General features: G+C 34.4%; 13 protein-coding genes. All 13 read right to left on the bottom strand.

Annotation, left to right across the window (positions count from 1 at the left end):
* Positions 1–180: 180 nt before the first annotated feature.
* A complete protein-coding gene (locus RWR88_RS00950; protein ID WP_314450099.1) occupies positions 181–1,110 on the bottom strand; it encodes a 2-dehydropantoate 2-reductase in 930 nt (309 codons plus the stop codon).
* Between the two features lie 15 nt (positions 1,111–1,125).
* Positions 1,126–2,187 carry a PTS sugar transporter subunit IIC gene (locus RWR88_RS00945; protein ID WP_314450097.1) on the bottom strand — a complete coding sequence of 354 codons (1,062 nt, stop codon included), beginning with the start codon at positions 2,185–2,187 and terminating at the stop codon, positions 1,126–1,128.
* A 419-nt stretch (positions 2,188–2,606) separates the two neighbouring features.
* Entirely contained in the window at positions 2,607–3,194 is a 588-nt protein-coding gene (locus tag RWR88_RS00940; RefSeq protein ID WP_314450096.1) for a hypothetical protein, read from the bottom strand.
* A 488-nt stretch (positions 3,195–3,682) separates the two neighbouring features.
* Positions 3,683–5,161 carry a glutamate--tRNA ligase gene (gene gltX, locus RWR88_RS00935; RefSeq protein WP_314450095.1) on the bottom strand — a complete coding sequence of 493 codons (1,479 nt, stop codon included), beginning with the start codon at positions 5,159–5,161 and terminating at the stop codon, positions 3,683–3,685.
* A 108-nt stretch (positions 5,162–5,269) separates the two neighbouring features.
* Positions 5,270–6,016: an alpha/beta hydrolase gene (locus RWR88_RS00930; RefSeq protein WP_314450093.1), complete on the bottom strand. Its 747-nt coding sequence runs from the start codon at positions 6,014–6,016 to the stop codon at positions 5,270–5,272.
* An 82-nt stretch (positions 6,017–6,098) separates the two neighbouring features.
* A complete protein-coding gene (locus tag RWR88_RS00925; protein WP_314450091.1) occupies positions 6,099–7,343 on the bottom strand; it encodes an aminopeptidase in 1,245 nt (414 codons plus the stop codon).
* Positions 7,344–7,402: 59 nt separating this feature from the next.
* A complete protein-coding gene (truA, locus tag RWR88_RS00920; RefSeq protein WP_314450089.1) occupies positions 7,403–8,155 on the bottom strand; it encodes a tRNA pseudouridine(38-40) synthase TruA in 753 nt (250 codons plus the stop codon).
* Positions 8,156–8,262: 107 nt separating this feature from the next.
* Complete coding sequence (locus RWR88_RS00915; RefSeq protein WP_314450088.1) at positions 8,263–8,658, bottom strand: hypothetical protein; 396 nt, start codon at positions 8,656–8,658, stop codon at positions 8,263–8,265.
* Complete coding sequence (locus RWR88_RS00910) at positions 8,658–9,458, bottom strand: energy-coupling factor transporter transmembrane protein EcfT (protein ID WP_314450086.1); 801 nt, start codon at positions 9,456–9,458, stop codon at positions 8,658–8,660. The genes RWR88_RS00915 and RWR88_RS00910 overlap by 1 nt, the downstream gene beginning before the upstream one ends.
* On the bottom strand, positions 9,459–10,319 hold the full coding sequence (locus RWR88_RS00905) for an energy-coupling factor ABC transporter ATP-binding protein (RefSeq protein ID WP_314349597.1): 861 nt from the start codon (positions 10,317–10,319) through the stop codon (positions 9,459–9,461).
* On the bottom strand, positions 10,295–11,146 hold the full coding sequence (locus tag RWR88_RS00900) for an energy-coupling factor ABC transporter ATP-binding protein (RefSeq protein ID WP_314450083.1): 852 nt from the start codon (positions 11,144–11,146) through the stop codon (positions 10,295–10,297). The genes RWR88_RS00905 and RWR88_RS00900 overlap by 25 nt, the downstream gene beginning before the upstream one ends.
* Before the next feature lie 238 nt (positions 11,147–11,384).
* The gene (gene rplQ / locus RWR88_RS00895; protein ID WP_006703294.1) at positions 11,385–11,765 is read right to left on the bottom strand and encodes a 50S ribosomal protein L17; all 381 of its coding nucleotides are present in this window, start codon (positions 11,763–11,765) and stop codon (positions 11,385–11,387) included.
* A 32-nt stretch (positions 11,766–11,797) separates the two neighbouring features.
* Positions 11,798–12,742 (bottom strand): DNA-directed RNA polymerase subunit alpha, encoded by a 945-nt coding sequence (locus RWR88_RS00890; RefSeq protein WP_006703293.1) that lies wholly within the window; start codon positions 12,740–12,742, stop codon positions 11,798–11,800.
* Between the last annotated feature and the right edge of the window lie 9 nt (positions 12,743–12,751).

Raw genomic sequence — 12,751 nt, 5'->3', positions numbered from 1 at the left:
TCTCGCTATATGATAGGCTTGAACACCTTTATTGTATCGCGATTGGAGTTTTTTTGGTATAACCTTCGATGCGCACCCGCATAGCGGGTGGTTTATTTGTCATGCACTTACGGAGCGTGACGGACTGAAAGTCACATAATAAAAAAGACGAGACACTCGTCTCGTCCTTCAAAATTCTTATTATTGTACTTTTAAAATTTGTTCTTTTGCATGAATTAATTGAGTAATCATAGCACAATATGGAGTTGGAATTCCGTACTCTAATCCACGTTTTGCAACAAATCCATTTAAGTAATCAATCTCAGTAAAGCGATGATTTTGCATTAAATCTTGGTGCATTGATGGATAATGTGCACGAACTTTATTTGAAGCTGTATAAACATAATTTTTCATTTCAGCTTCATCAATTTTCACACCTTCATGATGAGCAACTTCTACGAATTCATGAATAATTTGATCTACAATTGCTTCTGCTGTATTTGTGTCAAATACTTCTCCAATATTCGCATCTAAAATGGCACATGTAGCATTCATAGTTCCATTTACGCATGCTTTTCTCCAAATCGAGAATAAAACATCTTCACTGTAGCTTGCATTTAATCCTGCTTGATTCATAACAGCAACTAATTCTTCTGCAATCGCACGACCGCTTGCTTCTTCAACTGCTTGAATTTCAACAGTACCTGTTCCACCTAAACGAGCCACGCCTGGAGCATTAATTCCTGCTGTCCAAATCGTTACACCCATAATAATGTTTTTACGCGGAACATATTTTTCCATTGTATATTCATGGCCTAAACCATTTAATAAACATACAACTTTTGTATCTTCATGAATAATTGCTTTGATTTTTTCAAGCATTTCTCCTAATTTCATTGATTTTGTAAATGCGATGACCACATCTACTTCCTCATGAACTTCTTCAGGTCTGTAGATTGGGATTTGTAATGTATCTGTTGTATCTCCATCTACTACTTGTAATCCATTTGTACGAATTGCTTCAATATGCGCTGGCCATTCATCAATTAAAACAACATCTTGTCCTGCTTTTGTTAACATGTACCCAAAGCGACATCCCATTGCTCCAGCACCCGCAATTGCAATTTTCATTATAATTCCTCCTTATTATACCGTTAATTTATAATCTTCCGGTTGAATCCATTGTACCACTTTTTCAAACACATGAATAAAAATAATATTGAAAATAATTGGTGCAACTACGAAAATAGTTGCTACTAAAAGAATATTTCCTGCTGTCCATCCATTTTCCATTAAGTTTAAGGCATAAATAGGTCCTACTAGACCACTAAAACCGAAACCGGCACTAGCAGGAGTTCCTTGAATGGAAAAGACTGATGCTAAAACACCTAATAATGCTGCAGAACATAACATCGGTAATAAAATCTTCGGTTTTGCAATCACATTTGCCATTGACATTTTAGGAGATCCAATAAAGTGTGCAATACAAGTTCCAACTGAATTAACTTTTAATCCTGCAACTGCTAAACCAAAACCAGCTGCACAGATTCCTAAGTTAGCTGCACCAGAACCAATCCCTGATAATCCAATTGCTAAACCAATTCCTACAGTTGTAAATGGTGAAACAATTAAAATACAGAATGTCATCGCAATTAACATACACATAATAATTGGTTGTAATGTTAATAAGAATTCCACCCCTTGACCAATTAATGCTGTAATTTTAACAATGTATGGTTGAGCCAGTCTTCCAATTCCACCAATAACGACTAATGTAACCGTTGGAATGACGATAATCGAATAAGCTTTTGCTTTATCTCCAATCCATAAAATAAATGCAGCTGCTACTGCTGCGGTTACACCCATTGTAATAATATCTCCGGTACTAGAGAATACAACACCTTTAACATCTGGATTAAAGACTGGTGCACCTCCTGCAAAAACAGTAGCTAAAGCAATAGCTCCTGCTTGAATTGGAGTAAATTTAAAGAAATGTCCTACCATTAAACCAATAATAGCACCCATCATAGTATTAGCCACTTGAGTCGCTTGAATAATTAATTGTCCTTGTGGAAATACTGGTAATAACGCTTTTGTTAATTCACCTAAAATCGCACCAGGAATTAAAGTTACAACTACCCCTAATGCTAATGCATTTAATACGGTCATTGTAAACTCTTTTACTGAATAAGTTTTATTTGTATCCATATTCATTCCCCTTTCTTTTCAATGGAATCATTATATCATAATCTTTTTGAAAACAAAGCAATATTTTCATTATTTACATACTAAAAAGCAACTATACCTTTTCAAGGCATAATTGCTTAAAATAACATTATTTTTTCAAAAACTCTAATAACTCTGGTATCACATTTACACTAGAAATCTGCCTTGTTAAGTCGCTTTACGAGGCTTCTTCCGTCCTAACACTACTATAAAAGAAAGTCTCATCTTATACGCCCTCTCATAAACATCCGTAAAACAAGAATAGACTTCCTATAGTAGTATGGGCAGTAGCAGCCACATTGGCTGATACCGCAGGAAACTTCGAGACCCTAGGCTCGAAGTTTAGGAAAGAGATTCGCAAGGCGAGGCTACTGCCGTCTTAATACTACTATCAAGGAAGTCTAATTCGCATAAATTACACTTGAAATACAAATATAACACAAGGCACTTTGCCACAAGCTCGGGTAAAATCCACTAAAATAAAACAATATACAAATTCCAATTATAAAAAGAAGCATTGGAAGTGAATGAAGGAAAGATGTTGTGCCAATTCTAATATCTCTTTTAATATCCTTACGAATCCATTCATTAGTATAAGATTCTATAATTTTTGGATGAATCAATCCATAATAAAGCTGAGAACTACTTAATATGATCAAAAGTAAGGACAGTAAATGATATAAATCTAATTCTGTAGCATTTTCAAACACTAAACTTGCTAGTCTATTAGATAGCATCATAATTGAAACAACAAAACAAATAATAACTAAGCACACCCACCAATACATCTGTTTTGATATTGAAAATTTTTTTACAGTATCTTTATCAGAAACTAAAAATCCAAAAATTTCATTTGCCAATACTAGCCCAGCCATATTCAAATACCATTGCACTTGATTTCCCAACTTCTGAAAAATAAACAATAACAACGTAATTCCAAATAAAGTCCATAAAAATGAAGTTTTATCGGATAATTCTTTTTTATTCATAAAAAATTCCTCACTCTAAACTCATATTGGTCCGTTAAATGAGAAAAGACTTCCTATAGTAGTATGGGCATGAGACCGCAGGGCTACTGCCGTCCTAATACTCCTTATCAAGGAAGTCTCATCTTATACGCCCTCTCATATTTATCCGTAAAACAAGAATAGACTTCCTATAGTAGTATGGGCAGTATCAGCCACATTGGCTGATACTGCAGGAAACTTCGAGACCTTAGGCTCGAAGTTTAGCCATGAGACCGCAGGTCTGCTGGCGTCCTAATGCTACTATCACAGGAAGTCTCATCTTATACGCCCTCTCATATTTATCCGTAAAGCAAGAATAGACTTCCTATAGTAGTATGAGTAATATCAGCCACTCTGGCTGATATTACAGGTAAATTCGAGACCCTAGGCTCGAATTTTAGGCAAGAGACTCGCATTTGCGAGGCTACTGCCGTCCTAATACTACTATTAAGGAAGTCTAATTCGAATATCTAAGCTTGGATTAAAGCCAACGCTTCGTTTAAGTGTACAAGGCTACGTTCTTTTCCTAATAATTCAATCGTTTGACCTAAAGATGGACCATGAGTTTGACCACTTGTTGCCACACGAATTGGCATAAATAAGTTCTTACCTTTTACACCAGTTTCTTTTTGAACAGCCTTAATAGCTGCCATTACGCTTGCTTCATCAAATACTTCTAAAGCTTCTAATTGAGCCTTAAATGCATGAAGTACAGTCGGTACAGTTTCACCTTGAAGCACTTCTCTTGCTTCATCATTTTCTACAACAAAGTCTTTTTGGAAGAATAAACTTGAAATAGAAACAATCTCATTCATGTAGCTCATTTGATCATGATATAACGCTACTAATTTATTCGCCCAAACTTGTTGCTCTTCACTCAATGTTTCAGGTAATAAACCTGCTAATTGTAATTGGTGAATTGCTAATGGTGCAACTTCTTCTAATGGAGTTTTCTTCACATAAGTGTTGTTAATCCATTCTAGTTTCTTAGGATCGAATGCTGCTGGAGATTTACCAAGACGTTTTTCATCAAAAATTTCAATAAATTCTTCTCTTGAGAAAATTTCATCTTCCCCTTGTGGAGACCATCCTAATAAAGTAATGAAGTTGAACATTGCTTCTGGTAAATAGCCTAAATCTTTATATTGTTCAATAAATTGTAAAATAGACTCATCACGTTTTGATAATTTTTTACCAGTTTCTGTATTAATAATTAATGTCATATGACCAAATCTAGGAGTATTCCAACCAAATGCTTCATACACCATCATTTGTTTTGGAGTGTTAGCAATATGGTCATCCCCACGTAATACATGAGTAATTTCCATAAAGTGATCATCAACTGCTACTGCAAAGTTATACGTTGGCATACCATCACGTTTTAAAATAACAAAGTCGCCACCGACACTACCAGATTCAAAAGTAATTTCACCTTTTACAATATCATCAAAAGTATACGTTCTATTTTGAGGAACTCTGAAACGAACAACTGGAGTACGTCCTTCTGCTTCAAATGCATCACGTTGTTCTTGTGTTAAATGAGCATGTTGTCCACTATAGTGTGGCATTTCTCCATTTGCACGTTGTGCTTCACGTTCTGCTTCTAACTCTTCTTCAGTCATATAGCATTTATAAGCTTTATCTTCAGCAATTAATTGTTCAATTAATGGATTATAAATATGTTCACGTTCTGATTGACGATATGGTCCTACATTTTTTGGTTTATCTGGACCTTCATCCCAGTCAATTCCTAACCAAGTTAAGTTTTCTAATTGACTTTCTTCCCCATGAGCAATATTTCTTTTACGGTCAGTATCTTCAATACGAATAATAAATTCTCCACCGTAATGTCTTGCGAATAAATAATTAAATAGAGCTGTTCTTGCATTACCAATATGCAAATGCCCTGTTGGACTTGGTGCATAACGTACACGCACTTTATCTGCCATTTTTTATAACTTCCCTTCTATTTTGTCTATCGTTTCTATTGTAAAACTTTTTAGTTAAAATTGCTATGACTTTAATGCTTTTTCTTTAAAATTCCTTCATCGTTTTAACTATTTAGCATTCTTATTTTGTTCCTTAATAAATTTAGCGATTTTTTCACTTGTAATTTTTTGTTGTCTGCGATCACTCATCGACCTTTCTCCATCACCTATTTGTTTTCCATATGAGCCAAATCCACTATGATTTCCTTCAAAAATGAATTCTTGTTCAAAAGTTTGAGGAAGGCGATTTTTACTTTTAATATACTTTGTCCAATTCAAAACTTTATCATTACTTGCGATAATGGATAAAACTGGGACATCACTATTACTAAAATCTACACTTTTATCAAAATAACTTGCTAATAAAATAATACCTGCTAAATGATTTTCCTTTTTTAATTGAACTGCATCTAAACTTGCGACAACTCCACCTAATGAATGTCCTGCAACATAAACTTTATCCAACTTTTCCTCTTTTATAATCGATTCTGTTGTACCTCTTTCTAAAATCGGTAAGTTAAGAGAAGATTCAATAACATAAGTCGTAATGCCTTGATTGGATAATTCCATCGCTAAATTTACATAGGCTTGAGGCTCTACTAATGCTCCCGTATAAAATAATATCGTTGCTATTTCATCACCCTTAGCATCAAATCGATAAGACTGATTCTTTTTTTCATACGTTTTTAAATTCCATAATCCAATTGCTTCAGGAGTTCCCCGATAAGTAAACATAAGAATCAATCCATAAAATAATAAAATCAGTGCAAATAACGCCCCAAAAATTCCATAAAACCATTTTCTTTGTCGAGTCATACTTGCAACTCCCTTCATTTGTTAAATAAAAAAACATCCCATCCATCTGGCTTTAACAATGGATAGGATGCTTTCAATGTCATTAAATAGCCCAGTCTCCATTACGGAAGATTGGTACAACTGTTCCGTCTTCACGAATACCGTCAACATTCATATTTGGTCCACCAATCATGAAGTCCACATGAACGTCTGAACGATTTAAACCGGCTGCAGCTAATTCTTCTTCAGTTTCAAATTTTTCTCCACCTTTAACACTTGTAGCATAAGCTGAACCAATTGCTAAGTGGTTTGAAGCATTCTCATCATATAATGTATTAAAGAATGTAATTCCTGATTGAGAAATTGGAGAAGGGTCGCTTACTAAGGCTACTTCTCCTAATCCACGAGCACCCATATTTTCGAATACTAAGTCTTTCATTACTTGGTCGCCTTTTTCAGCAGAAACTTCTACGATTTGACCATCTTTAAAGGTAACTTTAATTCCTTCGATAATATTGCCGTTATAACTTAATGGTTTTGTACTTGTTACATAACCATCTGCCACACGATAATCTGGAGCTGAGAACACTTCTTCTGTTGGCATATTTGCAATAAAGTGTTCACCTTGTGCATTATAGCTTCCAGCACTTTCCCAAACATGGTTTTTAGGCATTCCAAGAGTTAAGTCAGTTCCTGGTGCTGTGTAATGTAATTTAGCAAATTGTTCTTTATTTAAAATAGCTGCTTTTTTGTCTAATGTTTCTTCATGCTCTTTCCAAGCTGCAACTGGATCATCAGCATATACTCGGCAAGTAGTGAAGATTTGATTCCATAACAAATCTACAGCTTCTTCAGTAGATTTTGCTTCTGGGAATACTTTCTTAGCCCATGCGCTACCTGCAGCAGCTGCTACTGTCCAGCTTATTTTATTCGATTGACCTGCAATACGCATTGGTTTTAAAGCAACACTTGTAGCTTTCATTGATTTTGCAAGACGACTTGTATCTACTCCATTTAATGCATCTGGATCTTTAGAGACAATGCTTAAACGGCTTGCTTTATGGTCTAATAAATAGTGCATTTCTTGTACTTTATATTCTGGAACAGTTGTGATACGATCTTCCGCTGCATATAATAAACGCTCACGGTTGATTTCATCATCACTCCATTGAACGATAACTTCACTTGCTCCTAATTGATACGCTTCTTTTACTAATAAGCGTGCAAATACTGCTTGCTCCACTTCCGCATAAATGACTACCGTATGTCCCGGTTGAACATTAATCCCAGTAGACACTAGCAATTTTGCATATTTTTGTAAATTTACATCAAAATTTTCTAATACCATCGTATCTCTCCTTTAAATTAAATACGCTTCTATTGTAACATACTCTTGATAAAACTGCATTATTCCTTTTCTTTATAGAAAACTTCATCCAAATACAAGCCTTGAGGAGGAGCAGTTGGGCCTGCTTTTTGTCTATCCCTTGCTACTAAAATCTCTTTCATATCTGAGATAGGTCGTAACCCATCCCCTATTTGAAGACTCGTCCCCACTAATATACGAATCATATTGTATAAAAATCCATTTCCTTCAAACGTGAAGACTAATTCCCCATCTTTTTCTACCACTTCGGCTTTCGTAACGATTCTAACTTTCGACTCCTTATCCGTCTTTGTAGAACAAAAACTTGTAAAATCATGTTCTCCGATGATTACTTGTAAAGCTTCATTCATCTTATCCACATTGACTTTATAAGGATGGTGAAGTGTATATAAACGACTAAATGGATTGACGAATTTTTGAATATTTACGCGGTATATATATCGTTTCCCCGTCACACTATATCTTGCATGAAAATCATCACTAACTGCTACCACTTCTCTAGCGGAAATATCATCCGGTAATAAACTATTTAATGCTCTTTGTAAATTTTCTTCTTCAATTTTTGTCGGATAATCAAAATGAATGACTTGTCCATTCGCATGTACTCCTGAATCTGTTCTCCCTGAACCACAAACCGGAATATACAATCCCTTTGTCATTTTTCTCAGTGCTTTATTTAATTCTGCTTGAATACTATTGCCATTTTCTTGCACTTGAAACCCTACATAATTTGTTCCATCATAACTTAAAATGACTTTATAACGAAATCCCACTCGATTTCCTCCTTCACGATTTCTTCGATTTATTGTACCATATTCCTATTCAAAAAGTGGAAAAGACTTTCCCATAGTTAGAAAATTATTCTACTACAGGAAAGTCTTTAATTTAATTGTTGTTTAATTAATCGGACAACTACCGATTTTAGCGCATCTAAATGTTTAGAAATATCTTGTACATTTTTATAAATCATAAAATCTACAACAGCATTATCTAGCCACAAATCAAAAATATAATCCCAAGTGGTATTCGAAATATGTAAATTTGAATGTGCTAATAAATAAGGATACTCTCTTTGAAGTGTTCTAACTCCACGTTGAATTTCTGCTAGATCTTTATTCAGTAATGAAATTTGTCTTCTCTTAAAAAAATTTAAAATGAGACTATCACTAAAAAAATCAAAAATCATCCATGATTTTAATTTTTTCATTCGTGTTTCAGCATGATAGATTTTTCTTAATATATATCTTAATAGTGTTACATCCTGTTCCATACTCATTATTGTCCTCTAAAAACTACTAATGCAATTGTTAAAACAACAAGTGTAAGAGCTGTTACTCCATCTTTCTTACCATAAGTTAACACACGATATTTTGTTCTACCAGTTCCACCTTGATATCCTCTAGCTTCCATTGCAGTAGCTAAATCTTCTGCACGATTAAATGAACTCACAAATAATGGAATTAAAATCGGAATAATAGCTTTCATCTGTTCAAATAAATTACCTTCTCCAAAATCTACACCACGAGCTCGTTGTGCATTCATAATCTTTTGAGCTTCATCCATTAATGTAGGAACAAAACGTAAAGCAATCGATAGCATTAAAGCAATCTCATGAACAGGAACACCAATTTTTCCTAATGGTTTCATAATCGATTCCATCGCATCTGCAATTTGTAAAGGAGGTGTTGTTAATGTCATCAATGTAGAAATAAAAATAATCAACACAAAACGTAAGAAAATATAGATTGCATTAATGACACCAAATGAAGTAACTTTAATGAAGCTCCATTCAAAATAAACATCCCCACCAGTTGTAAACAACATTTGCAATACAACGGTAAATAAAATAACCCACAATAGTGGTTTCACACCATTCCAAAAGAACTTCATTGGAATTTTAGAAGCTAATAAAGCTACCAATGTGAAAATTGCTAAAATTAAATAAGTTAACCAATTATTTGCAAGAAAAATAATAATAATAAATACAAATGTAGAAATAAATTTGGTACGAGGATCCAATTGATGAACAAAAGAGTTCCCTTGTAAATAGCGTCCTAATAATAATTTATCTAACATTTATTCATTCACCCCACGTTCTTCTAAGATAGCATCCGCTAACTCATCTAAAGTTAAAGGCATTTTATCAGTAAACCAACCTTTTTCTTTTAATTTTTCAACAAAAGCTAAAGTCGTTGGAACTCCTAATTGTTTTTCTAACAACCAAGAAGCATCTGAGAAAACTTCTTTAGGTGAACCTTCCTTTACAACATTACCAGATTCAATCACAATTACATGATCAGCATAATCACTGACATCATTCATTTGGTGTGTCACTAAAACGATGGTCATATTTTGTTCTTTATTTAATTTATAAAACATCTCCATCATTTCTAAACGACCTTTTGGATCCAGACCTGCTGTTGGTTCATCTAATACTAAAACTTCTGGTTTCATCGCTAATACACCAGCAATAGCAACACGTCTCATTTGCCCACCCGATAAATCAAATGGTGATTTTTTTAAAACTTCTTCAGGTAATCCCACTGTTTTAACGACTTCAGCAGCGATTTTTAACGCTTCTTCTTCACTAACTCCGAAGTTTTTTGGACCAAAAGCAATATCTTTTTCTACAGTTTCTTCAAATAATTGTGCTTCTGGAAACTGAAAAACAATCCCTACTTTTTTACGTAAAGGTTTTAAATCTTTGTTTCCTGTCGTTGAATCAATTATTTTATCCCCTAATTCAACAATTCCCTCAGTTGGTTTTAATAACGCATTTAAATGTTGAAGAATCGTGGATTTTCCTGAACCAGTATGACCAATAATAGCTACATAAGAACCATCTTTAACTGAAAACGTCACATCATGTAATGCTCTCATTTCAAAAGGAGTTCCCGCTTGATAAGCGAATCCTACTTGTTTAAAACGGATGTCCATAGCCATTCCACCAACCCTTCTTCATCTAAATACTCGTTTGGAACATTCATACCTTTATCTTTTAAAATAGCTTTTAATTTTTCAGAGAAAGGAACATCTAACCCTTTATCTACTAATGCTGTCCCCATTTCAAAAATTTCTGAAGGCTTTCCGATACGATTCACTTTTCCACCTTCCATTAATAAAACACGATCCGCTTGTGCTGCCTCATCTAAATCATGAGTAATTGAAATGACTGTAATTCCCTTATCTTTATGAAGTTGTTGAATCGTTGAAATCACTTCAAATCTACCTTGTGGATCTAACATGGAAGTAGCTTCATCTAATATGACTACCTTTGGTGCTAATGCAATCATTCCAGCAATCGCAACTCGTTGTTTTTGACCACCAGATAAACGAGCTGGTTCTTTTTCTTTAAATTTTGTCATACGAACCATCTCTAAAGAAGTATTGATTTTTCGAACCATCTCGTCACGTGGCATCCCAATATTTTCTAACCCAAAAGCAATATCATCTTCTACAGTTGTTCCAACAAATTGATTATCTGGATTTTGAAATACCATTCCTACTTTGCGACGTGCCTCATAAACCGTATCTTCCGTTAATAATTGACCGTCGATATAAATTTCTCCACTTGAAGCTTCTAATAAGCCATTCATCATTTTTGCAAGTGTAGACTTTCCTGAGCCATTATGCCCAATAATAGCTAACCATTCTCCCTCATAAACATCTAATGATACATCAGATAATGCTTCTCTCGTATCTTGATCCTGATAATTAAAATGAATATTTTTAATTGAAATAACTGGTTGAGTCAATTCCTTCACCTCTTAACCTTTTATAATATGTATAAAAAACAAAATATGTATATAAACAAAAAAAGACACCTTCATGATGAAGTGCCTTCCCGCCAACGCTGGCGGGGAGACAGCGAGCTAGACTAAATAATCATGAGAAAGAATAAGGCTACTTTACAGTAGCCTCAGACTTCTCATCTCACAACCGCAAGATGATTATTACCATCATGACGCTCATTTCAACCATCGAAAAGTGTTTGTTTATTTATTAAACTAATTCAATGATAACCATTGGTGCAGCATCGCCACGACGAGGTTCAGTTTTAAGAATACGAGTGTATCCACCTTGACGTTCGCTGTAACGTGATGCTAAACCATTGAATAATTTTTGTAATGCAGTTTCAACAACGATTCCTTCGCCTTCTTCACGTACATCTGCTACCTCGTTACGAACATATGCAGCTGCTTGACGACGAGCATGTAAATCTCCACGTTTACCTAAAGTAATCATTTTCTCAACAGTTGAGCGGATTTCTTTAGCACGAGCTTCAGTTGTAACGATGCGTTCGTTAATAATTAAGTCAGTTGTCAAGTCACGTAATAACGCTTTACGTTGTGAACTTGTACGTCCTAATTTACGATAAGCCATTTTTTAATATTCCTCCTTCTTAAGAGTTTCTATTAGTCTTCACGACGTAAATCTAAATTTAATTCGATTAATTTGTGTTTAACTTCTTCAAGCGATTTACGACCTAAGTTACGAACTTTGATCATTTCTGCTTCAGATTTATTTGTTAACTCTTGTACAGTATTAATTCCCGCACGTTTTAAGCAGTTATAAGAACGAACTGATAAGTCCAATTCTTCAATAGTCATTTCAAGCATTTTCTCTTTTTGAGTTTCTTCTTTTTCGACCATAATTTCTACTTGGCGAGTTTCATCTGTTAAATTAACAAAAATATTTAAGTGCTCAGTTAAAATACGAGCTGCTAAACTAATTGCTTCTTCTGGAGAGATTGAACCATCTGTCCATACATCAAGCGTTAATTTATCATAAATATTTTTTTGACCAATACGAGTATTTTCGACTTGGTAATTCACTTTACTAATCGGAGTATAAATAGAATCAATTGGGATAACACCAATTGGCATATTATCAGATTTATTATAGTCAGCACGAACATAACCACGACCATTTTTAGCGTTCATACGAACATGGAAGCGATGACCTTCAGCTACTGTACAAATATATAAATCAGGGTTAAGGATTTCGATATCACTATCATGTTTAATATCTCCAGCTGTAACTACAGCAGGACCAACGATATCGATTTCTAACACCTTATCATCTTCGCTAAAAGATTTTAATGCAATTTTTTTAATATTTAAAATGATTGCAGCAACATCTTCTACCACGCCATCTATTGTTGAAAATTCATGTAACACGCCATCCATTTGGATATCTGTTACTGCAGTACCAGGGAGTGACGATAATAGAATACGGCGTAATGAGTTCCCTAATGTAGTACCATAACCGCGTTCAAGTGGCTCAACAACGAATTTACCAAATTTAGCATCTTCGCTGATCTCAATCGTTTCAATTTTTGGTTTTTCAATTTCGATCATTATTTTTTA

The sequence above is a fragment of the uncultured Granulicatella sp. genome (assembly GCF_963528195.1).
Classification (GTDB): domain Bacteria; phylum Bacillota; class Bacilli; order Lactobacillales; family Aerococcaceae; genus Granulicatella.
The sequence above is the reverse complement of the archived record's forward strand: the minus strand, read 5'-3'. Positions and strand labels throughout refer to the sequence as shown.

Bases quoted from the DNA above. Each gene is read 5' to 3' on its own strand.
- gltX (WP_314450095.1), bottom strand. From the start codon at position 5,161: ATGGCAGATAAAGTGCGTGTACGTTATGCACCAAGTCCAACAGGGCAT.
- RWR88_RS00910 (WP_314450086.1), bottom strand. From the start codon at position 9,458: ATGTTAGATAAATTATTATTAGGACGCTATTTACAAGGGAACTCTTTT.
- RWR88_RS00915 (WP_314450088.1), bottom strand. From the start codon at position 8,658: ATGAGTATGGAACAGGATGTAACACTATTAAGATATATATTAAGAAAA.
- RWR88_RS00905 (WP_314349597.1), bottom strand. From the start codon at position 10,319: ATGGACATCCGTTTTAAACAAGTAGGATTCGCTTATCAAGCGGGAACT.
- RWR88_RS00940 (WP_314450096.1), bottom strand. From the start codon at position 3,194: ATGAATAAAAAAGAATTATCCGATAAAACTTCATTTTTATGGACTTTA.
- rplQ (WP_006703294.1), bottom strand. From the start codon at position 11,765: ATGGCTTATCGTAAATTAGGACGTACAAGTTCACAACGTAAAGCGTTA.
- RWR88_RS00945 (WP_314450097.1), bottom strand. From the start codon at position 2,187: ATGGATACAAATAAAACTTATTCAGTAAAAGAGTTTACAATGACCGTA.
- RWR88_RS00890 (WP_006703293.1), bottom strand. From the start codon at position 12,742: ATGATCGAAATTGAAAAACCAAAAATTGAAACGATTGAGATCAGCGAA.
- RWR88_RS00950 (WP_314450099.1), bottom strand. From the start codon at position 1,110: ATGAAAATTGCAATTGCGGGTGCTGGAGCAATGGGATGTCGCTTTGGG.
- RWR88_RS00930 (WP_314450093.1), bottom strand. From the start codon at position 6,016: ATGACTCGACAAAGAAAATGGTTTTATGGAATTTTTGGGGCGTTATTT.
- RWR88_RS00925 (WP_314450091.1), bottom strand. From the start codon at position 7,343: ATGGTATTAGAAAATTTTGATGTAAATTTACAAAAATATGCAAAATTG.